General features: G+C 70.3%; 16 protein-coding genes. 10 read left to right on the forward strand and 6 right to left on the reverse strand.

Features of this window, described 5'->3' with window-relative positions:
* Positions 1–242: 242 nt before the first annotated feature.
* Positions 243–1,517 carry a phosphopyruvate hydratase gene (gene eno / locus QHF89_RS47450; RefSeq protein WP_136971928.1) on the reverse strand — a complete coding sequence of 425 codons (1,275 nt, stop codon included), beginning with the start codon at positions 1,515–1,517 and terminating at the stop codon, positions 243–245.
* A gap of 121 nt (positions 1,518–1,638) precedes the next feature.
* On the opposite strand from eno, the gene QHF89_RS47455 reads away from it, so the two are divergent.
* Both QHF89_RS47455 and QHF89_RS47460 read left to right on the forward strand, forming a co-directional pair.
* On the forward strand, positions 1,639–2,274 hold the full coding sequence (locus QHF89_RS47455) for a DotU family type IV/VI secretion system protein (RefSeq protein WP_136927741.1): 636 nt from the start codon (positions 1,639–1,641) through the stop codon (positions 2,272–2,274).
* Complete coding sequence (locus QHF89_RS47460) at positions 2,274–3,362, forward strand: type VI secretion system protein (RefSeq protein WP_136927740.1); 1,089 nt, start codon at positions 2,274–2,276, stop codon at positions 3,360–3,362. The genes QHF89_RS47455 and QHF89_RS47460 overlap by 1 nt, the downstream gene beginning before the upstream one ends.
* On the opposite strand, the gene QHF89_RS47465 is transcribed toward QHF89_RS47460, so the two are convergent.
* A complete protein-coding gene (locus tag QHF89_RS47465; protein WP_136971927.1) occupies positions 3,359–4,231 on the reverse strand; it encodes a DsbA family protein in 873 nt (290 codons plus the stop codon). The genes QHF89_RS47460 and QHF89_RS47465 overlap by 4 nt on opposite strands.
* 136 nt (positions 4,232–4,367) lie before the next feature.
* On the opposite strand from QHF89_RS47465, the gene QHF89_RS47470 reads away from it, so the two are divergent.
* Both QHF89_RS47470 and QHF89_RS47475 read left to right on the forward strand, forming a co-directional pair.
* Positions 4,368–5,843 carry a YncE family protein gene (locus tag QHF89_RS47470; protein WP_136927738.1) on the forward strand — a complete coding sequence of 492 codons (1,476 nt, stop codon included), beginning with the start codon at positions 4,368–4,370 and terminating at the stop codon, positions 5,841–5,843.
* The gene (locus QHF89_RS47475) at positions 5,840–7,219 is read left to right on the forward strand and encodes a YncE family protein (protein ID WP_136971926.1); all 1,380 of its coding nucleotides are present in this window, start codon (positions 5,840–5,842) and stop codon (positions 7,217–7,219) included. Before QHF89_RS47470 ends, QHF89_RS47475 begins: the two co-directional genes overlap by 4 nt.
* 22 nt (positions 7,220–7,241) lie before the next feature.
* On the opposite strand, the gene QHF89_RS47480 is transcribed toward QHF89_RS47475, so the two are convergent.
* Both QHF89_RS47480 and QHF89_RS47485 read right to left on the reverse strand, forming a co-directional pair.
* Positions 7,242–7,634, reverse strand: a complete 393-nt coding sequence (locus QHF89_RS47480; RefSeq protein WP_136971925.1) for a RidA family protein — start codon at positions 7,632–7,634, stop codon at positions 7,242–7,244.
* A 57-nt stretch (positions 7,635–7,691) separates the two neighbouring features.
* Positions 7,692–8,726: an RpnC/YadD family protein gene (locus QHF89_RS47485; protein ID WP_136971924.1), complete on the reverse strand. Its 1,035-nt coding sequence runs from the start codon at positions 8,724–8,726 to the stop codon at positions 7,692–7,694.
* A gap of 99 nt (positions 8,727–8,825) precedes the next feature.
* Between QHF89_RS47485 and QHF89_RS47490 the strand changes: the two genes are divergently transcribed.
* From QHF89_RS47490 to QHF89_RS47500, 3 genes are all read left to right on the forward strand, one after another.
* A complete protein-coding gene (locus QHF89_RS47490; protein WP_136971923.1) occupies positions 8,826–11,534 on the forward strand; it encodes a M1 family metallopeptidase in 2,709 nt (902 codons plus the stop codon).
* A 69-nt stretch (positions 11,535–11,603) separates the two neighbouring features.
* Positions 11,604–12,446, forward strand: coding sequence for a DUF6748 domain-containing protein (locus QHF89_RS47495; protein ID WP_136971922.1), 843 nt, complete (start codon positions 11,604–11,606; stop codon positions 12,444–12,446).
* Positions 12,447–12,493: 47 nt separating this feature from the next.
* Entirely contained in the window at positions 12,494–12,709 is a 216-nt protein-coding gene (locus tag QHF89_RS47500) for a hypothetical protein (RefSeq protein ID WP_136971921.1), read from the forward strand.
* A gap of 165 nt (positions 12,710–12,874) precedes the next feature.
* Here QHF89_RS47500 and QHF89_RS47505 read toward each other — a convergent pair whose 3' ends face one another.
* Positions 12,875–16,639, reverse strand: a complete 3,765-nt coding sequence (locus QHF89_RS47505) for a protein kinase domain-containing protein (protein WP_284721901.1) — start codon at positions 16,637–16,639, stop codon at positions 12,875–12,877.
* Positions 16,640–16,793: 154 nt separating this feature from the next.
* Here QHF89_RS47505 and QHF89_RS47510 point away from each other — a divergent pair, with 154 nt between their 5' ends.
* Positions 16,794–17,294 carry a GNAT family N-acetyltransferase gene (locus QHF89_RS47510; protein ID WP_284721902.1) on the forward strand — a complete coding sequence of 167 codons (501 nt, stop codon included), beginning with the start codon at positions 16,794–16,796 and terminating at the stop codon, positions 17,292–17,294.
* Positions 17,295–17,372: 78 nt separating this feature from the next.
* The gene (locus tag QHF89_RS47515; protein ID WP_284721903.1) at positions 17,373–18,953 is read left to right on the forward strand and encodes an LA_2272 family surface repeat-containing protein; all 1,581 of its coding nucleotides are present in this window, start codon (positions 17,373–17,375) and stop codon (positions 18,951–18,953) included.
* Positions 18,954–18,962: 9 nt separating this feature from the next.
* On the opposite strand, the gene QHF89_RS47520 is transcribed toward QHF89_RS47515, so the two are convergent.
* Complete coding sequence (locus QHF89_RS47520) at positions 18,963–19,955, reverse strand: matrixin family metalloprotease (RefSeq protein WP_136971917.1); 993 nt, start codon at positions 19,953–19,955, stop codon at positions 18,963–18,965.
* Positions 19,956–20,237: 282 nt separating this feature from the next.
* Between QHF89_RS47520 and QHF89_RS47525 the strand changes: the two genes are divergently transcribed.
* The gene (locus QHF89_RS47525; protein WP_136971916.1) at positions 20,238–20,873 is read left to right on the forward strand and encodes a hypothetical protein; all 636 of its coding nucleotides are present in this window, start codon (positions 20,238–20,240) and stop codon (positions 20,871–20,873) included.
* Positions 20,874–21,026 lie beyond the last annotated feature (153 nt).

Genomic DNA, 21,026 nt, shown 5'->3' on the forward strand with positions numbered 1-21,026 from the left:
GGCGGCGGCGGTGGCTACGGCGGCGGCGGTGGCGGCGGCGGTGGTCGTGGTGGTGGCGGCGGCGGTCGCGGCGGCGATCGGCGCGGCGGTCGCGGCGGCGGCGGCGGCGGTCGGGATCGCGGTCGCGGCGATCGCGGCGATCGCTGGTAAGACGTGAGGGCCCGGCGAGAGCCGGCCCGAAAGAAAGCGCCCCGGAGCCAAGGCTTCGGGGCGCTTCTGTTTTGTGCGCGTCTCCGCGCGTATCAGCGCTTGAACGGCTTGCGGCCGGCGAAGACCTGACCCTCGCCGAGCTCGAAGCCGATGCGGAGGAGCTGGTTGTACTTCGCCACGCGATCCGAGCGGGAAGACGAGCCCGTCTTGATCTGGCCCGCGTTCGTGGCGACCGCGAGATCGGCGATGAACGTGTCCTCCGTCTCGCCGGAGCGGTGCGAGATGATCGACCGATAGCCGCCTTCGCCGGCGGTGCGAATGCAGTCGAGCGTCTCGGTGACCGTGCCGATCTGGTTCAGCTTGATCAGGATGGCGTTCGCGATCCCGTCCGACATGCCGCGCGCGAGGCGCTCGGGGTTCGTGACGAAGAGGTCGTCGCCGACGAGCTGCACCTTCTTGCCGAGCCGCTCGGAGATGAGCTTCCAGCCCTTGTCGTCGTTCTCCGCGCAGCCGTCCTCGATCGAGGCGATCGGGTAGCGCTTCGAGAGCTCCTCGTACACCGCGACGAGCTCCTCGGGCGTCTTCGGCCCCTTGTCGAAGGTGTAGATGCCCTTTTCGGCGTCGAAGAACTCGCTCATCGCGGCGTCGAGCGCGAGGCCGATGTCCTCGCCGGGTTTGTAGCCGGCAGCCTCGATCGCGCGCATGACCTCCTGCAGCGCCGACTCGTTCGTGGCGAGGCGCGGCGCGAAGCCGCCCTCGTCGCCGACGGCCGTCACGTGCCCGGACTTCTTCAGGATCCCCTTGAGCGTGTGGAAGATCTCGACGCCCATGCGCAGCGCCTCGTCGAACGAGACGGCGCCGTACGGCACGATCATGAACTCCTGCACTTCGAGGCCGTTGTCGGCGTGCACGCCGCCGTTCAGGATGTTCATGAGCGGCGTCGGCAGGACACGCGCGGCGGCGCCGCCGAGGTATCGCCAGAGCGGCAGATCCACGGTGTCGGCGGCGGCGCGCGCCACGGCCATCGAGACGCCGAGGATCGCGTTCGCGCCGAGCTTGCCCTTGTTCGAGGTGCCGTCGGCGTCGATGAGGACCTTGTCGACGGCGGACTGATCGAGAGCGTCCATACCCACGACGGCGGGGCCGAGGACGGTCTCCACGTTGCGCACCGCCTTCGAGACGCCCTTGCCCAGGTACCGCTTCTTGTCGCCGTCGCGCAGCTCGACGGCCTCGTACGCGCCTGTCGAGGCCCCGCTCGGGACGGCGGCGCGCCCCAGGCCGCTGGTCGTCCTGACCTCGACCTCCACGGTGGGGTTGCCACGGGAATCGAGGATCTCACGGGCCATCACGCTTTGAATCTCGGACATGAGGAACGCTCCTTCGGCAGAGGGCCGGCAGCATATGCGCGGTGGGCGCCGCCGAACAGAGCTCGATCACGACAGAAGTCTTCCTCCCCGGGGCGCGACTCGCGTTATGCTCCCCGGCCGCGTGGAACGTTCGATCGGCGTGTATGGCGAGGAGCTGCTCCTCTGGATTTGCGCGGTACGCCAGTCCCCGAGGCGTCCGCCTGCGGAGCACCTGCTCCAGCAGGCAAACTCCTTGATGAACGAGCTCAAGAGCTCGAAGGCGAGCGACGAGCTGCCCGTCGTCTCGTCCGACGATGGCCAGTTCGCCATCGCCGCGATCATCGACGAGATCGCGATGAGCCTGCCGGATCTGCGTCCCCTCTGGTCGCAATACTCGCTGCAGGCCACGCGCTGGCATACGACGAACGCGGGCGTCGAGTTCTACCAGCGCCTCGATCGCGTGAAGGAAGGCCCGAAGAGCGTGCTCGCCACGTACTATGTCGTGCTCGGCCTCGGCTTCCTCGGCAGGTTCGGCTTGCCCGGCCAGGTGCAGTACGGCGCGACGCAGACGCGCATCGACGTCGCGCGGATCCTCGGCGTCGACCCGGATCGCGACTGGCACGCGGGCGCGCTGCGGCCCGTGCGCGAGGAGACGGTGCGCCCGATCGACCACCAGAACCCCTGGTGGAAATCGCTGTGGATGGCCCGCGGGATCGGGATCTTCTTCGTGGTCGTGGGCTTGATCCTGATCATTGTCTCTGCCGTCGGGGGCAAGTGATGGCGAACGAGATCGGCCCGTTCACCCAGGAGATCGACGCGCTGCTCGCGGCGATTGCGCAGAAGCACCCGAGCAAGAAGCCGCCCTACCAGGTGCCGATCTACCTCGTCGTCGGGGATCCGGGGATGGGGCGAACGACGGCGATCCGCTCGCAGTTCCTCACGTGGTCCGGCGGCGACGGGCCCTTGCCGCCCGCGTCTTCGACGCCGTTCTGCACGTACTGGATGGCCGAGGAGTGCGCGTTCATCGAGCCCGAGGGCCACGTCATGGGCCCGCGCCGCGATCCGGCGCTGCTCCAAGCGCTCTGCGAGGAGCTCTTGCGCAAGCGGCCACGCGAGCCGCTCGACGCGCTGATCCTCGTGCTCAACGTCGCGGCCTTCGCCGACCTCGACGAGGCCGGCGTGCAGGCGTATGCGAAGAACTACCGCGACGTGCTCGTGGAGATCGGCCGGCACCTCGGCGGCGACGTGCCCACGTACGTGATCCTCACCCGCTTCGACACGGTGTGGGGCTTCGCCGACGTGTTCCAGTGGACGGCCGAGCGCAAGCGCGAGGATCCGTGGGGCTTCACGCTGCACCAGGAGGTCGCGCCGCAGGACGCGCTGCCGAAGATCCGTGAGGAGATCGACGGGCTCGCCGCGCGCTTCGAAATGTTCTGCTTCGCGAAGCTCTCGGGCGAGGAGCACGTCGAGACGCGCATCCGCGCCTACCAGCACCTCGTGGAGGTGCGCGAGCTGCTCGATCGGCTCCGCATCGTCTTCGGCGTGCTCGCGATGCCGAACGCCTACGAGCGTGTGCCGTGGTTCCGCGCGATGGCCATCGGCAGCGCGGTGCCCGGCGTCGGCGATCGGCAACGCGCGGGCGTCGCGCGGTTCCAGAGCATGGGCCTCTACCCGGCCTCGATGCCCCAGGGCATGCGGCCGGGCGGGCTGCCGATCCATGCGCTCGTCAAGACGGTCACGCTGCCCGAGAAGGACCTCGTGCCGCTGCGCGTGCGCTGGCGGGATGATCTCGCGACCTTGATCCTCGCCGGCTCCGCGATCCTCGTGTGGATCGCTGCGATCATCGTCGCGGGCGTCAACCGCTAGCGCCCGCGGGCGATCTCGATCTCCATCGTGACCCACGCGTCGAGGTCGGGCTCGGGCTTGAAGAGGCCGAGGTCGAACTCGCGCCCGTTGATCAGGATGAACGGCGTGCCCATCAGGCCGGCTCGATCCGCGTCGGCTTTGTCCCGATCGATCGTCTTCGTCGCCGCCTCGGATTGCATGTCCGCCCGCAGCTTGCCCATGTCGAGCCCCAGCCCTTCGGCGATCTCGCCGATCATGGATTCGCCGAGTTTGTCCTGGTTCTCGAAGAGCGCGTGCTCCATCTCCCAGTAGCGCCCTTGCCGCTGGGCGGCGTAGGCGGCGCGGGCCGCGACCTCCGCGTGGGTGTGCCTCGGCAGCGGGTAGAACTTGTGCACGAGGCGCACGTCGTCCTCGTGTGCCGCGGCGACGCGCTCGACGATCGGCACGATCCGGCGGCACGCGGGGCACTCGAAGTCCGACCAGACCATGATCGTGACGGGCGCGGACGCCGAGCCCTTCATCGGCGAGCCGGCGACGTCGACCGCGGTCACCTTGCTCCCGAAGCGGATCTCGTAGGCGCGCGCGGCGTCGGCGCGGCCGAGGCCGGCTTTCACGCGCTCCGTGAGGAAACGCGCGGCGGGATCGCAGGCCTTGCAAGGTCGCTTCTCGTCGAGGCAGACGGAGAGCGGCACGGCCTGGTCGGGGCAGGGCGCGATCTGCTCGTCGAGCAGCCGTTCGACGGTCTCGCGTTCACGCGGCACGAGGTCCGCCATCTCTTTGGGCCGTTGGATCTCGACGGCGCTGCCGCCGTCCGCGTGCTGGCTCCCGCCGCACGCGCTCGCGAGGAGCGCCGTGAGCAGCAGGAACGGAGAGAGGGTTCGGAGAGTCACGCCGGCATCTTACGTCCACATGGGGGCTTCGGCTCGCCTCACGGCGGCCTTTGCCCCAAACCCCATCGCTGCCTCGGGCGGATCGGCTTCGCCCCCCTCGACGCCGGGACGCGCTCGGGGTATTCACCGGCCGAACGTGCACGACGCCGCACCGCCTCCCCTGACCCCCGCCAAGACCAGCGCGCCGATCTCCGTCCGCGACGCCGGCAAGAAGCGGCTGCGGTGCCCGACGTGCCTGGAGTCCGTGGCGCCTGGGGTCGATCTCTGCCCCGAGTGTGACGAGCCCCTCGCCGGCAGCAAGAGCCTTCGCACGGGCGCGGTGACGGTCAAGGCGCCGAGCTGGCTGTCTTTGCACTGGCGCCCGCTCGTCACGGGCCTCGCGATGGCCGGCGTGCTCGCGACCGGCATCGCCCTCCGCAGCCTCGCCCCGGGCCGCTTCCTCCCGCCGAAGGCCGCCTCGCGCTCGCCGAGCGTCGTCACGCCGACCTGCACCTCGCCCTGCTGGCACGGCGAGGCTTGCCAGGTCGGCCAGTGCGTCTGGCAAAAGCCAAACGATGTCGGACACCTCGGCGAGCAACCCCTCGTGACGGGGCCCTTCGCCTTGCCGAAGGACGTCTCCGACGCCTTGCCGCTCGACGCGGATCGCTTCGCGCTCGCGCTGCTCACGGGCATCGAGGTCCACGACGCGCGCACGGGCGCGCTCGTCACGCTGGTCAGCGATGCGCCGCAGATCAAGGGCCTCTACCGCGTCGGCGAGCACCTCTACGCGACCTCGCCGCAGCGGCTCTACGTCGTCGACGCAGCGACGACGGGCCTGCAAAAGACGATCGATCTCGGCGCAATGGTCGGGCAGGTTTCGGTCGGAGCGAACGGCCGGCGCGCGCTCGTGTCGTTGCCGTCGGCGCACGCGGTCGCGATCCTGGCGACGGAGTACCACGCGGAGATCGACCGCATCCATTTCGGCGACGACCCCGTGGGGCCGATGGGCGTCGACGACACGGGCACGCGCGCGCTCGGCACGACGGGCCAGGTCCCGCTGCCGGGCCTGCGGGATCCCGCGGGCGGCGCCGTGTATGCGTTTGATCCGAGCCGCCTCGCGTCGCAACAGGACCGCGTGCGCACGTCGATGCTGGGCAACCCCGTCAGCGTGCTCATGACGCCGGACGGAAGCGCGAGTTACGTCGTCCTCCGCGCCGAAGACGCGCTCGTGCCGCTCGAATGGCTGCCCTCGGGCGCGGTGCGGCGTCGTGAGCGGATCCAGACGTGCGATGAGCCCGAGCAAATCGAGCTCGTGCGTCGCGGACGCCGCGCGCTCGTGCGTTGCCACGAGGGACGCGCGCTCGAGGTCTTCGACCTCGTGAAGGGTGAGCTTGCGCGGCACATCCCGTTCAACGGGCGGGCGACCGACCTCGTGGTCACGCCCGACGGCGAGCAGGCGCTCGTGACGCTCACTGGCGACGGCGCGGGCTCGCTCGCGCTCGTGGATCTCGAGTCCTACGCGGTGAAGCTCCTTCCGCTCTCGGGCGAGCCCAAGCGCGTGCGGCTGACGCCGGACGGCCGCATGGCGCTCGTCTTCTCGGATTGGGCCAAGGTCGCGTGGGTGGTGCGATGAGCCAGCAGCGCGTCCCGTGCCCTGCCTGCAAAGCGCCGATCGTCTTCGGGGCGCACAAGTGCCGCGCGTGCAAGGCTTGGCTCGTCCCGGAGGCGCAGCCGCGCGTGCCGCGCGTGATCCTCGGCGGCATTGCGCTCGCCGGGACGCTCTTCGCCGTCGTCGTCGGTGGGCGTGAGTCCCCCGTCGGCGAGGCCCCGCCGCTGACGAACCTCGATCCTGCGGGATCCAGCAGCGCCGCGGGCGCGCCGCGTCCCGGCTCGATCGGCCCCGAGATCGAGGCCGAGCCCGAGCCCACGCCCGCCGATCCGCAGAAGCGCTGGAAGACCCGCGAGATCCGCCTCGGCGACGCCCACCCGCTCGACGTCGTCTTCCACCCGAAGGGCACGAGCGTCTACGTCAGCGCCGACGACGCCACGCTGCGCGAGTACAAGCTGAAGACGGGCGAACTCGTGCACAAGGCGTCGGTGCCGGCGCAGGGCGACGAGATCCGGATGCTCTTCGACCGGTACGTCGCCGTCCTCCGGCACGAGGACGCGGCGCGAATCCCGGTGATGGATACGTCGACGTGGGATCGGGATCCCGTGCTGCTCGACGTCGGCAAGAGCCCAGGCGAGATCGTCCCGATGCCGGACGGACGCAGCGTCGTGGCTTCGACCATCGACGGCAAGCGCGTCGCGCGCTTCGACCTGCCGACGGGCGTGCGCCTCGCGGACATCACCTTGCCGCATGCGACGGGCCAGCTCTTCCTCGTCCGTGCCGAGAACCGCCCGTACATCGCGGCGATGGGCGCGCTCTCGCACGGCGGCCGCGCGGCGGGCGCGTGGATCGACCTCTTCGACCCGAGCGAGGAGCCCTTTGGCGCCACGCGCCGCAGCATCTTCGTCGGCCGCGAGCCGCGCACGGGCACGATCTCTCGGGATGGCGGCACGCTCTTCTTCCCGGACCGCGTCTCGAACAAGGCCGTGCTGCTCGACATCGCTGCGACCACGCAGGTCAAGTCGACGGCCGTGGGCTTGAGCCCGGAGCAGGGGTTCCTCCTGAACGACGATCGCCTCGGCGTCACGCTCGACAGCAAGGCGCGCACGGTCACGGTCGTCGACCTCGCCACGATGAAGGTCACGAGCACGCTCATGCTCGACGGCTCACCTTGCGCGGGCGCGGCCTCGCCCGACGGCCGCACGCTCTTCGTTGCGCTCGGCGGCACCGAGCGGCCTCCGAAGGGCAGCGGCGTGGCTGTCATCGCGGGCGACCCGCTCCGCATCGTCGCCACGATTCCCACGGGCCCCGGCGTCTGCGCCGTGGACGTCACGCGCGACAGCTCCCGCGCCGTCGTCGCGTCCTATTACGACAAATCGGTCCTCGTGCTCGAGCAATGAGCCGGCGGCGCGTGCGCCCGGCTCAGGCGCCCTCGACGTAGGCGTCGACCTCGATTTCCACGATCATGTCCGGCGCGATGAGCCGCCGCACCTCGACCATCGTCGCGGCGGGCGCGTGGGCGCCAACTTTCTCCTTGTGCGCGCGCCCGATCTCGGACCAGCGCTCGATGTCGGTCACGTACATCCGCGTGCGAACCACATCCGCGAGGGATCCGCCGAGCTCCTGCAGCGCCGCCTCGATGATCTCGAAGCATCGGATCGCCTGCGCGTACGCGTCCCCCGGTGCGTGCGTCCCTCCGCCTGCTGCGACGGGCGCCGTCCCGCCCACATACACGTGCGACCCGACCGCCACGGCGCGGCAATACCCCACGCGTGCTTCCCACTCCGCGCCCGAGAACACCCGTCGTTTTTGCATGGCCCGGGTATACCACGGACCCGCTTCTCTACCGGCGCACCCGAGAATGGAGGCGTGTCATTGCGTCGACGTTCTCGGCGCCAGAAGCGAACGCCAGAGCTCGCGGCTTTCGAGGTCGAAAATGGCATCGGCCACGACGTCGGGACCGTCCACCCGCAGGTGTTCGGCGAGCTGCTCCTGTTCGTCTGTGCGGAGGGGGCGTCGGAGCCGTCGCTCGACCTGGCGCGCGAACACCGCGAGCTGGCCTTGGACGACCCCCTCCTCGATCCCCATCGCCTTTCCTTCTCTGTAGATCCGGTTTTGCATGACGATCTCCCGCGACAAACAGGAGTGTACCACGTCCGCGAGTCTCCGCTGCCTCCTATCCGCACCCGCCAAGGCGACCATCGCCGCGCCGAGCTCTGCGAAGTCGCGTTCGTTCGTCCGGGCACGCAGGTCTTCCAGCACCGCCTCCAGATTGCGCGCATCCGCGTCGACGGCGAGGGGCGTGAAAATCATCCAGAACGGACTCCCGCGGGCTTCGAGTTCGGCCACGGTGCGCTGGTAGACCGGCTCGATCCGGAAACGCACCCCGCAAAACGGGGCCTGCGCTGGGGAGGTTCGGTACGCGGCGTGCGTCGGCCAGGGTTCTTCCCGACCGGACAGGACGATCACCACGCTCTCGATCGGCAGCGGCGTGCCTCGGCTCCCGCGCGCCTCGTCGGCCGCCGCGAGCGCCGTCAGGTTGTGGTATTCGAAGACGCGGAACGCGATTTCCTCGTTCATCGTGAGTGTCCACTCCGCGTGGAGCAGCCGCCGCTCGTCGCCGACTTGCACCGAAAGCGCGCGATCGAGCCTCCGCTGGCGCCCCGTCACCTGCGTGTCCACCCATCCGAGGGGCTCGATGGGCCCGCCCGCGTCGCAGAGCGCGCGCGCCACCTCGCGGGGGAATTGCCGGGACACGTGGCGGAGCACGAGATCGACGTCGTCGTCGAGCCCCGCCTCGCCCTTCCGCTTCCTGGGCTGCATGCCCCGCCCCTGAGCGAACGACGTGCCAGGAAAAAACGCCGCTGTCGTGCATGAAAATGCCCTAATCCGGGATGGCGGCGTCATGGCGAGGGGTGGCGGCCGCCGCGGAAACCGAACCATCGTGCTCTCGGGCGCGCCTCGTGCCACCATGCGCGCGCTTCCGCCCGCCCTCCGAGCCGAATCATGAAATCCCCTCGCTCGCTCCTCGCGCTCCTCGCCACGACTGTCGCTTGTTCCGCTGCTCCGCCGCCGCCCGCGCCGCCGCCGGAGCCCGTCGCCGCCGCCAAACCCCAGGCCGCCGCGCCCGCGGCCGACCTCCCCGCGCCTCCGACGGGCCTGCGCCTCCCGCGCGCCGTGCTTCCGCTTCGTTATGCCGCGACGCTCACCCTCGTCCCGGGCGACGACGTCCTCCGCGGCGAAATCACCATCGACCTGAGCCTCGCCGAGCCCACGCGTGTCCTTTGGCTCCACGCCGAGCACCTCACCGTCGAGGAAGCTCGTATCGAGGCCGCGGCCAAGCACCTCCCGCTCCGCGTCGTGCCCACGAAAAGCGACCTCGTCGGATTCGCGCTCGACACCCCGGCGCCGGCCGGCTCGGCGCGCCTCGTCGTGAAATACCGCGGCGCGATATCGTCCCTCGACGATCACGGCGCCTTCCGCGAGGAGGCCGACGGCGTTTCGTACATCTTCTCCCATTTCGAGGCCACCGCTGCGCGCCGCGTCTTTCCTTGCATCGACGACCCGGGCGTGAAGGTCCCCTGGCAAATCTCGCTCCGCGTGCGCGAGGCCGACGTCGCCCTCTCGAATACGCCGGCGCTCGGCGAGACCAAGGAGCCGGGCGGCATGAAGCTCGTCCGTTTCGCGCCCACGCAGCCCTTGCCGAGTTACCTCGTCGCCTTCGCGGTCGGGCCCTTCGACCTCGTCGATGCGGGCACGGCCGGGAAAAACAAGATCCCGGTCCGCCTCGCCGTCCCCCGCGGCGCCGCCGGCAAAGCCTCGTTCGCGGCCAAGACCACGCCGCCGCTGCTCGGCATCCTCGAAGAGTACCTCGGATCGGCCTATCCGTACGAAAAGCTCGACGTCGTGGCCGTCCCGCGCCTCGCCTCGTTCGGCGCCATGGAAAACCCGGGGCTCATCACGTATGGCGCCCGCAGATCGCTCGCCGCGCCGGCCGACGAGACGCCGATGTTCCGGCGCGCCTTCACCGCGACCATGGCCCACGAGCTCGCCCATCAATGGTTCGGCAACCTCGTCACCATGGACTACTGGGAGGACATCTGGCTCAACGAGGCCTTCGCCACCTGGATGGGCAGCAAGACCGTCGAGCGTTTTGCCCCGTCCTGGCACGAGGACACCCGCCGCGTCGCCTCGGCCTCGTATGCCATGGGCGAGGACGGCCTGCTCAGCGCGCGGAAAATCCGGCAGGAGATCCGCACCCAGGACGACATCGCCAATGCCTTCGACGGCATCACCTACCAGAAAGGCGCGGCCGTCCTCCGCATGTTCGAGGCCTACGTCGGCCCCGAGAAGTTCCAGCGCGGCGTCCGCCGCTACCTCGACGAGCACGCCCACGGCAATGCAAAAGCGGCCGATTTCCTGCGCGCGCTCTCCGCCGAAACCGGCCCTGAGATCGGACCCGCGTTCGCGACGTTCCTCGACCAACCCGGCGTCCCGCTCGTCAAGGCCGAGCTCTCGTGCGAAAAGGGCAAACCCCCCACCGTAAACCTCTCCCAATCGCGCTGGCTCCCGGCCGGCTCCGCGGGTGCGGCCGAATCGACCTGGCAGATCCCGGTTTGTCTCCGGTATGGAACCGGCCCCGAGGCGCGCGCCTGCACGCTCCTCACCACGAAGACGGCCGAGCTCCCGCTCGACAAGGCGAAAGCGTGCCCCGCGGCGTTTGCCCTGAAAGACGCCGGCATCGGTTATTATCACGTCGACCTCGGCAAGGACCCCCTCGCACGCCTCCTCGGCAAGCAAGGAAAATTCCTCGGGTTGCCCGAGCGCCTCGCGCTCCTCGACGACGCCTCGGCCCTCGTCGAGAGCGGCGCCCTCGGCCCCGGTGACGTGCTCTCCCTCGTCCCGAGCGTCGTCGCCGAGCCGGAGCCTTACCTCGAACGAGGCGCCGCCACGCTCGTCGACCGCGTCCGCGACGTGCACGTCCCTGCCGACCTCCGGCCGCGCTTCGCGAATTTCGTCACCCGCACCTTCGGCAAGCGCGCCCGCGCCCTCGGGCTCCTCCCGAAGCCCGGCGAGGACGAGGCCACCACGCTCCTCCGCCCCCTCCTCGTCGCGCTCGTCGCCGATCGCGGCGAGGATCCGGCCCTGCTCGCCGAGGTCCGCGCCCTCGCCGCGCGTTTCCTCGCTGACCCGGGGGCGGCTCCGCTCGACATCGCCGGACCTGCGCTCGTCCTCGCGGCGCGACACGGCGGCGATCGGGCGCTCTTCGACCGATTGCGCGAGGCCGTCAAGAAAGAGCGCGACGAGCGCCGCCGCGGCGCCTTCCTCGAAGCGCTCTCGAGCTTCCGGGATCACGCCCTCGTCGACGAATCGCTCGCGCTCGTGCTCGGCGGCGGCTTCGATGCACGCGAAGCCGTGTGGCTCCTCGGCCAGGACGAGCGAATGCTCGACCGATCCCTCGGATACGTCGAAAAGAACTGGAGCACCCTCGTCGCGCGTATGCCGGGCGAGACGCTCGGCTACCTCCCCCTCCTGTTCCAGGGCTCCTGCGACGACACGAGCCGCGCTGCCGTCGCGCGTGTCTTCGAGGGGCGCGTCGCCGAGATCGTCGGCGCTCCGCGATCCCTCGCGCAGTCCCTCGAGGCGATCTCCCTTTGCGTGGCCCAACGGCAGAAGCTCGAACCGAGCCTCCGGGCATTTCTCCAGAAATACTAGCCCGGCCGGGTTTCGGCGGGACCGGACGGCGGCACCCGGCTTGCTGGGGAGCGGCGGGAGGAGGTATTCGTGTCACCCCACCGCACCCTTGTTGCTGCCTCTCTTGCCATTGCGCCTCTTTTTGCAGGATGTCTCGCCTCCGATGCCTCCACGGCACCCGAGGCCACGGCAGAACACGAAGCCGATATCTCCTTCGCGACCTATTACACGGCCAGGCAGGATCTTCGCCGCTGCGCATATCCCCTTTGCGGGGGGATCTTCGTCTCCGCCGTCAATCAGGACAAGACGGTCTGCGCCGACGGCACCCTCGCCGACGAGTGTTACGTCGCCGATATCCAGTTCTCCAGCCTCCTCATGCTCGCCGGCGTCGACGGCACGATTCGTGAGGCCATCGGGGAAAAGCGAGAATCGACGCGCGCCGTCCTTTTCGGGGATCTCTTCCCGGGCCAGAGCGGCCTCGGCTCGCTCTCGCTCCGGTTTGCCTGGGTCGCCCTCGAACCGGCCGAGCTCCGCGGCGCGTTCCATCGTGTATGGCACAACGGCGTCGTTTGCGTCGCCGCGCCCTGCCCGAGCTTCGACCAGGAGCACCTGAACGACGGCGCCTCGCGGACGATCCACGAGGTCGAGCTCCAAGAGGTCCCCGGCAATGGCCGGGACGATTTCGAATCCGGGCGCGCGCTCTTCTCGTCGCTCGGCATGATCGTGACCGGCCAGAACGTCGTCCTCGAGAACTACGGGCCGGCCGGGGACGCCACCGTCCTCCGGGCGACGCAGGGTTTCCTCCCGGTCGTCCTGCCGGCGATCCGCGGCGCCCGCGCGCCCGTCGACAGCGGCCCGATCCTCGGACGTAGACCGCCGGGCGGCGGCGGTGGGGGCGGCAGCGGCGGCATCTTGAACACGAACGTGGAGTAGGGTCGATCATTGCAGCGCGCGCCCGGACGCGTCACGATCCCTGGGCCATGGACATCGAATGGCGGACGGACGTGGAACCGGGCGCGCGGCGCGTGATCGCGTCGCTCGTCTCCTCGCAACGCACCCTCGAAGACGTGGTCCGCTGGGGCCTCGCGCTCACCCCGCCACGGCTCGTCGCGGACGTGGTCGTGCAGGACGAATACAACCACGACGTCGTCCTCGAACATCCGGCCGGCGTGTATCTCGTCTACGACACCACCTGACTGGGCGGATTGACGGCGGTCGCCGTCTGGGATCACAAGCCGACCGCGGCGGAGATGCTTGAAGCGCGCCTCGCGCGTGGCTGGACCCCCACGCCCACGGCCACGCGCGAGGGCCCCGTCATCCTCGGGTACGCCGCCTGCGCGGTATTGCGCTAGAACGCGAGGCTAGCTCGCCAGCCACGTGAGTACAGCGCTCTCGCCGAATTGCTCCCGCGCCAGCCGGACGGCCTGCGCGTTCGCCGGCACGTCGCGCAGGAGCCGCGTTTGTCCCTCCGGATCCCGCACATCCGCGAGCTCGCGCCCGAGCAGCCGCAGCGCCGCGCGAAGCTCCCCCTCGAACGCCTCGACATCACCCGCCGCGCGCAGCGCCTCGGCCGCTGCCATCCGCAAATCCACCTCGCCCGCGCCGAGGCCGCCGGCCGCCCGCATCTCCCTGAGCGCCGCGCGCGCGAGCGCCTCGGCCTCCGCCGCCTGCCCGAGCCGCGAAAGCGCGCGGATCCGCGTCGCCGTGAGCGACAGCCGCCGCAGGCCCATCCGATCGACGACCCCGAGCCCCCGATCCACCTCGGCGAGCGCCCGCGCGGCGTCCCCTGCCGCGAGCGACACCCGCGCTGCGATCCCCCACGCGATCCCCACGTCGAACGGCCCAACCCCCGTCTCCACGGCGAGCACATCCGCGAGCGCGCGCGCCTCCTCGCGCGCCTCCTGCGTGGGCTGTTCGGCCAGGAACGCAGCGTGGAGGAGCTGCACCCCGGTCTTCGTGAGCGTGTCGTCCAGCGCCGTCGCCTGCGCCTCCGCCTCCACGAACCGCGCCTCGGCCTCGCCCAATGCCCCGAGCGACCCGAGCGCCTCGCCCATGCGCGCCACGCAGAGCGCCCGCATTCGCGCGTCCCCCGCCGCCTCGAACGCGCGCATCGCGTCCTCGATGATCTCCAGCAGCACGAGCGGCTCGTTCGTCGTCGTCCGACCGTACTCGTACGCCGCGAGCCGCGCCCACCCGTGCGCGCTCGGATCCACTGCGCCCGCTCGCTCCAGCGTCTCGCGCATTCGATCGAGCGCCTTGTGCGACTCCCCGCGATCGAGCCGCATCGCGAGCAGGCAAAGCAGCCGCCCGAGGCACTCCGCGTAGGCCCCTTGCGCCGAAAGCTCCGGCGTCAGCGCGAGCAGCTCGTCGAGGTAGCCCGGGAACGCCTCGGCGTTCACCCCGAGCCCCGTCAACGTGCAGACGAGCCCGAGCACCCGGCAGTGCCACGTCGAGCCCTTCGGCAAGAGCGGCAGCGCCTCGATCCCCATCAGGCACGCCTCGGCCCACGCTGTGTTCCAGTACAGAATGCAGCACGCCATCCCGCGCACGAGCCCGAGCTCCGCCCCCTCCGCGCCGAGCGCCTCGGCCTTCGCCGCGTGCGCCCGCGTCCCTGCGAGGTCGTTCCGTTCGAATGCCTCGCGCGCCGCCCGCACGTGCAGCACCCGCGCGCGCGCCGCGTCGCCGCCGCGTTGCCAGTGCTCGGCGAGCACCTGCGCTTCCTGTTCGCCCGCGGCCTCCAGGAACGCCGCCGCCCGCGCGTGCCCGAGCGTGAGCTCCTCCTCGCCGAGCAGCCCGTACGCCGCCTCGCGCACAAGCATGTGCCGGAAGGCGTACTCCACGTCCCCCGCGAGCGTGCTCGTTCGTTGCTTCTCCAAGAGCTCCGCGCGCACCAGCGCCGCGAGCGCCTGATCCACGAAGGCCCCTTGCCCTTCCCGATCCATCAGCGCGAGCACGCCCCCGCGCCAGAACCGCGTCCCGAAGATACTCGCCGCGCAGAGCGCCCGCCGCGCGTCCGGCCCGAGCCGCCCGAGCCGCGCTTGCAGCATCGCCACGAGCGTCGCCGGCCGCTCCCCCTCCTCGCCCTCGGCTTGCGCGGCCCGGACGAGCTCCTCCACGAACAGCGGATTGCCGGTGGCGCGATCCACGATCCGCTCCACCACGGCGTCGCTCTCGTCCGGGCCGAGCGCCGCGCGCGTGAGTTCTTCCGCGTCGCGACGAACGAGCGGCGACAGCACCATCCGCTCGGCCCGATCGCCCCAGATCCGCGGGTAGACGTCCTCCACGTCCGGCCGCGCCAGCGCCAGCACGAAGAGCGGCTGATCCGAGAGCTCCACGAGCGCGCGCTCCACGAGACGCACGCTCCGCGCGTCGGCGTGGTGCACGTCCTCGAGCGCCAGCACCACCGGCCCCGCGGCGCAGGCGCTGCGTAGGTACTCGAGCACCGTCTGCTCGATCTGCGCCCGCACGATCCGCCCGTCCACGAAGCCCGACGCCACTTGCCGCTCGTTCGTCGTCCCGAGCTCCCGCGGCCCGCGCCCTCGCAGCGCGTCGGCGAGCATCGCGTACGCCCTCGTCCCGAACGGCTCGCTCCGGCCGACGAGGAAAAGCACCTCCTCCCCGCGTGCCTCGATCCGCGCGCGCAGCTCTCGCAAGAGCCGCGACTTGCCCATGCCGGCCGGCGCGACCACCACGACCGCCCTCGAAAGCGGCTCCTCCCGCGTCGCCCGGAACACCCCCAGGAGCAGGTCGAGCTCGCGCTTGCGCCCCACGAACGGCATGGTTTTTCCGAGCAGCGGCCGCGCCTCGTCCTGCTTCGTCCCGCCGCCGGTGAGCAGGAGTCGCCCGCCCTCGTGGGTCGTCTCGAAGCGACCTCCGAAGAGCCCCGCCGTGACCGCGTCGACGAGCACCACCCCGCGCGGCGTGTCCTCCTCGCGGACCGCCTCCACGGCGCGATCCACGGCGTCCCCGACCGGCTGCTCGCCCGACACGAACCCGGGCCCCGTCGCGAGCGCGATCGTCGCCTCCGGGGCGGCCGCCTTCACCGCGAGCGCCGCGCGCGCCGCCGCCGCGGCTTGATCCGTCGCGTCCCCGCCGAACCGCGCGAACGCCGCCACGAGCCACCCTTCTGGCCGCCATCCTTGCGAGAATGCCCCGTTTCGCAGCAGGATCCGCCCGAGCTCCTCGCGCGGGGCCCCCGCGGGCGGCGCGAGCACGAGCACGCTGACGAGCTCCTGCAAGTCCCGCGCGACCGCCGGCGAGAACGCCCCCTTCCGCGCGCCGAGCTCGAACAACGCCGGCAGCTCGTCGAGCAGGTCCGACACGCTCGCCGGGCGTTTGTCCGGGTCCTTCTGCAACAGGCTCCGCACGAGCGCCGCCACGGCCGGCGGCACCCCGGGCCGGAGCGGCAGGAGGTCGGGCGCCTCGTCGCTCAGGATCTTCGACATCACCAGCACCGCATCGGGCGCGACGAAGGGCGGCCGACCGGCCAGGCACTCGAACAGGATGCAGCCGAGCGAGAACATGTCCGAGGCCGGGCCGATCGGCTGCTCGTTGTCCACCTGCTCCGGCGACATGTATTCGGGTGTCCCGATCGAACGACCCGTCGCGGTGATGCCTGTCGACGGCCCCATCGATCGCGCGATGCCGAGGTCCACGATCGTCGCTTGATCGATGTCCCCGCCGCGCAAGAGCACGTTCGAGGGTTTGAGGTCCCGGTGCACCACGCGCCGCGCGTGCAGCGCCGCGAGCCCTTCCGTGATGCGCCGGAGCAAGAGCAGCGCCTCGCGCGTCGACAGCGGCCCGCGCGCCAGGCGTTTTGCGAGGTCCTCGCCCTCCAGCCATTGCATCGCCAGGAAATGCGCGCCCTCTTCGCTCTGCCCGTGCGCCACGTACGACACGACACGCGGATGGCGGATCTCGGACAGAATTCGCGCTTCCCGGGCGAAGCGCTCCGTATCGAGCGACGTCGCGTCCGTATGCAAGAGCTTCAGCGCGACTTCTTCTCCGGTCTCCTGATCGCGGGCGCGGTAGACCTCGCCCATGCCGCCGCGGCCGGCAAGCGAGCGGATCCGAAACCGCCGCGCGACCAGCGTTCCGTTGGGCAGGGGCTTGGTCCTCAGGGCCATGCGCGCCCATTGGTTTTCATACCCGGGCGCGCCTGCTGTCAAGCGCTTCGCCGCAGCGCGTCGGCCGTTGACACTTGCGAGAGCGCCGAAGCTTTGAGAAATGTAGTGCGTGTCGTGCCCCAAGATCATCACCGACCGCCTTGAGATGATCCCCATGACCGTGAAGGTCGTCGAGGCCGTGTTCGATGGGCGCCGCGCGGAGACCGAGGCGCTCCTCGGCGCCAAGATGCCCGCCGCGTGGCCGGGCCGCGCGCTCGTCGAGCGAGCGTTTCTCGCGCGGATCGACGCCGTGCGCGCCGATCCGGACCATCGGCTGTGGGGGGATCGTGTCGCCCTCTCGCGTGAGCCTTCGCCGCGGGTCATCGGCAGCGTGGTTTTTCATGGGGGACCGGACGCGGAGGGCCTCGTCGAGGTCGCGTACGGCATCGAGGAGGAATCGCAGCGGCAGGGCTACGGCTTCGAGGCCGTGGGTGCGTCCGTGGAGTGGGCGCTCGCCGAGCCGCGCGTCCGCGCCGTCCGGGCCTCGACGTTCACCTGGCACCTCGCGTCCCGCCGCATCCTCGAGAAGCTCGGCTTCCGCGTCGTCGCCACGGAGGACGACCTCCTCGGCGAAATGCTCAAGTACCAGGTCGACCCGAGCGCGTTCCGAAGGTAGCGCGCCGAACCGTTAGCCGCCTCCGCGCTGGTTTTCCTCGGGAGCCTTCCTGTAAGCTCTCCCCGGAGTACTGCGTTCATGCCGAGCGACATGGGAATTTGCAATCCGAGGCGCAGGGGGCTCGTCGCGTTCCTCGTCGGGCTGGGCGCCGTAACCACGACCGCGCCCCGCGCGTGGGCCCAGGAAGCTGCCGTCGACACGCCCGAGCAGGCGCCCCCGCCGATCGATGCTCCCCTGGAGGTCCCGCCGCCGCCCGTCGACGTCGCCACGGACACGCCGCCGCCGCCGCCTCCCCCGCCGCCGTACGTACCGCCGCCGTACGTCCCGCCGCCTCTGCCGCCCAAGCCGAGCCGCTGGTATTTCCTGCACCCGGGCGTCTTCCCCGAGGCCGACCTCTTCGCCGGCGTCGCCCAGCTCGGCCTCGTCACGCCTTCGGCAAAGGAGTTTTACGGCGGCGTGCAGGTGGGCCTCTTCGGCGCCGAGGCCGAGCACTTCACGGGCCTCGCGCAGATCGGCCTTTTGCACACCAACGTCGAGCGTGTCTTCCGCGGCGGGGTCGAGCTCACGCTCGGCCGGAACCTCGTGAAGGAGGTCTACGGCGGCGCGCAAATCGCCCTCTACCGCAACGTCGTCACCGACCTTTTCGTGGGCCTCGCGCAGTACGCCCTCGTCCGCAACGACACGCACCGCTTCCTCGGCCTCGCGCAGATCGGCACGCGCAACGGCACCGACGCGTTCATCGGCGCCTTGCAGCTCGGCGCCTACAACGTCATCGGCGCGGGCCTCGACTGGGACGGCGGCGGCCCGCGCGGCGGCGGGTTCGTCGGCGCGCTCCAGCTCGGCGCGTACAACAAGATCGACCACGGCCATTTCTCCGGCATCGCGCAGCTCGCCGCCGTCAATTCGGTCGAGGACGGCGACTTCCGCGGCGTCGCCCAGCTCGGCCTCTTGAACCTGGCCGACGAGCGCTTCTACGGCGCGCTCCAGGTCGGCCTCTTGAATGGCGTCGACGAGGACTTTCACGGCATCGGCCAGCTCGGCGTCGTCAACATCGCCGGCGACGAGTTTTACGGCGTCTTCCAGGCCGGCGTCGCGAACGTCCTTGCCGACGAGGGCTTCCACGGCTTTGGCCAGTTCGGCCTCGGCGCGTACGTCGACCAGGAGTTCCAGGGCGTCTTTCAGGCGAGTGGCCTCTTCAACTACGTCGACGACGCCTTCTCGGGCGTCCTGCAGCTCGGCGGCCTCTTCAACTTCGTCGACGACGACTTCCGGGGCGTCTTCCAGATCGGCGCCTTCAATGGTGTGCGCCAGGAGTTTTACGGCGTCTCGCAGATCGGCGTCGTCAACATGACCGGCGACGACCAGTTCGGCGCGCAGCTCGGCTTCGTCAACCTCGTGAAGGACCACATGCACGGCCTCCAGGCCGGGTTTTTCGCGAACGCCGAGGAGGTCACGGGCATGCAGCTCGGCGTCATCAATTTCTCCGAGCGCCTGACCGGCGCCACGATGGGCCTCCTCAATCGCTCGAAGCACGTCCGCGGCGTCCAGATCGGCCTCGTCAACCAGACCGAGCGCCTCCGCGGCGTCCAGATCGGCCTCGTGAACCTGTCCAAGCACGGCGGCCTCCCCTTCTTCCCCGTGATGAACATCGGCCTCTGACCCGTACGCTCACGAGGGGGCTTGCGCCCTCCTGCCCCCGGCGGCCCGACGTCGCCGCAGGGAGGCCACGAGCGCAGCGAGAGGGATCGTGACGGCCCCCGGGCCGAGCGGGGCGGGGTGCGTCGTGCAGGCGCAGCCGCCCGGCGCCTCGACGCAGATGCCGTCGACGCACGTGTCCCCTTCCAGGCAGCAGCAGCGCTCGCCGGTGGGGGGCGCGTCGAGGACGGGGCCGGATTGGTCTTCGGCGCACAGGGCGGAGAAGCCGTGCCGCGGCGTCGCGTCGCAGCCGTCGGCGAGGGGTCCGGGCGGGTAGATCGCGCAGATGCCGGCGCGGTCGTCCTCGGCGAGGCTGCGCATGTCCATCTGCTCCGGCGGTTGGTAGTGCGCGGTCATCGAGGCCTCGGGGTCGGGCGAGTGGTTGAGCCCGAGGAAATGGCCGGCCTCGTGGGTGAGCACCGACAGGAGATCGATGCCGTCCGGCGCGCCGTTGGTCGTGAAGGGCCAGTGCGTGGTGTTCAGCGCCATGTCGGCGTCGTAGATCTCGCCGCTGTTCACGTCGAACGTCACCGTCGTGATGGCGAGCTTGAAGCTGTCGTCGCTCCAGCCTTCGTCCACGAAAAAGATGATGTTCGCGTTGCCGCGGTCCTTGTTGTATTCGTCGAGCGCACAGATCGCGGGGGCGCCCTCGATGAGCTCGAGGCGCGGCGGCTGTCCCTCGCAGTCGGCAGACGTCCACGCGTCGAAGGCCGTGCGGATGGCGAGGCGGGCCGTGTCGAACGGGATGTCCTTGGAGGCGTCCACCTGAACGGAGTACGTGATCCGCGGCATGCCCCAAAAGACGGGAAGGCCGCTGTCGTCTTTCTGGGCCGGCGTGCAGACGTGCCCGTCGACGGTCGGCGCGCTCGTCGTGCTGGTCCGGCAGTAGGCGTGCGCGGGGGCGGCGGCCAGCATTCCGAGCAAGCCGATCACCCCCGCGAAAGGAAGGGTTCGTTTCGTGGACACGAACGAGAGTCTACCGCACTCCTGCCGGCGCGCGCATGCAGCAAGTGAGGGTTCACGCCAGCAGTCTGCCCGCGCGTTCCGAAGGCAAACCTTCGCGAAAGGGCGGCATTACGCGCGCTCGTGGCATTCCGGGGGGGCCTTGGCATGCGAGGTGCAATCGCGCTCCACGTCCGCGCGCCGCACCATGGGGCGAGCCTGTTGCACGCCTCGATCTGCGCCGATGCTGGGCACGTGGCCCGGGATGATTCCCATGGAGCCATGACGATAAGGAATGACGTGACCATGAAAAAGACCTTGCTCTTGTGCTCCTTGCTCGCGATGGCCGTGACGAACGTCGGATGCGTGGCCGACGCCAGCGATATCGAGCTCGAAGACGAGAACATCGATTCCGCCGAGCTTCTGGCGACGACCACGGTGAACGACGTCTGCCCCCCTGGGGGCAGCACCGGCGCCAACGTGACCAGCGACATCACAGGCCCGTCCATGAGTCACAATCATGACCAGTACTCGCGCCACCAGGTCTGGCCCAACGGCGGCTGCCTGTCGACCGATCGCAAAACGCTCATCCACGACTTCAACGTGGCCTACAACCGGAACTATCGGTTCGGCGCGTGGGCGTCGTGGCCCGAGGCCACCGATGCGGTGAAGTGCGTCAACTCGAAGATCGAATACACCTTGCAACGGCAGGACATCACGGGCGGGTACATCAACCTCCAAACCACGACCCGGAACGCCACGTGGGTCTGGGACAACATCCTCACGCTCGAGGGGCACTGCGAGGGCACCATCGTCAGCCGGGACGTGACGAACAGCCCGAGCTTCGAGGGATACACCTTCAAGTACCGCGTGAACGCGCGCGCCGTGCGCCACGATGGCACGGACGAGACGCTCACCACGTCCGGCGCCAACATCCCGTGATCCGTGCTCGCCGCCGGGCGCCCTCTGGCGCCTAGAACATCGAGCGGTTCAAGAACCGCTCGATGTTCTAGGCTTCTTTCGTCCCGAGGGGGACGCCTCGCGTCCCCCTCTCGCCCGGGCAAAGCCCGGTCGATTCACCCCCCGAGGCGAGCT

The organism is Polyangium sorediatum (assembly GCF_029946465.1).
In the GTDB taxonomy this organism is placed as follows: Bacteria; Myxococcota_A; Polyangia; order Polyangiales; family Polyangiaceae; genus Polyangium; species Polyangium fumosum.

Excerpts from the sequence above, each read along its gene's own strand:
- QHF89_RS47480 (WP_136971925.1), bottom strand. The coding sequence starts at position 7,634 with ATGCAAAAACGACGGGTGTTCTCGGGCGCGGAGTGGGAAGCACGCGTG.
- QHF89_RS47490 (WP_136971923.1), top strand. The coding sequence starts at position 8,826 with ATGAAATCCCCTCGCTCGCTCCTCGCGCTCCTCGCCACGACTGTCGCT.
- QHF89_RS47505 (WP_284721901.1), bottom strand. The coding sequence starts at position 16,639 with ATGGCCCTGAGGACCAAGCCCCTGCCCAACGGAACGCTGGTCGCGCGG.
- QHF89_RS47460 (WP_136927740.1), top strand. The coding sequence starts at position 2,274 with ATGGCGAACGAGATCGGCCCGTTCACCCAGGAGATCGACGCGCTGCTC.
- QHF89_RS47475 (WP_136971926.1), top strand. The coding sequence starts at position 5,840 with ATGAGCCAGCAGCGCGTCCCGTGCCCTGCCTGCAAAGCGCCGATCGTC.
- QHF89_RS47525 (WP_136971916.1), top strand. The coding sequence starts at position 20,238 with ATGAAAAAGACCTTGCTCTTGTGCTCCTTGCTCGCGATGGCCGTGACG.
- QHF89_RS47515 (WP_284721903.1), top strand. The coding sequence starts at position 17,373 with ATGCCGAGCGACATGGGAATTTGCAATCCGAGGCGCAGGGGGCTCGTC.
- QHF89_RS47510 (WP_284721902.1), top strand. The coding sequence starts at position 16,794 with ATGACCGTGAAGGTCGTCGAGGCCGTGTTCGATGGGCGCCGCGCGGAG.
- QHF89_RS47500 (WP_136971921.1), top strand. The coding sequence starts at position 12,494 with ATGGACATCGAATGGCGGACGGACGTGGAACCGGGCGCGCGGCGCGTG.
- QHF89_RS47485 (WP_136971924.1), bottom strand. The coding sequence starts at position 8,726 with ATGACGCCGCCATCCCGGATTAGGGCATTTTCATGCACGACAGCGGCG.
- eno (WP_136971928.1), bottom strand. The coding sequence starts at position 1,517 with ATGTCCGAGATTCAAAGCGTGATGGCCCGTGAGATCCTCGATTCCCGT.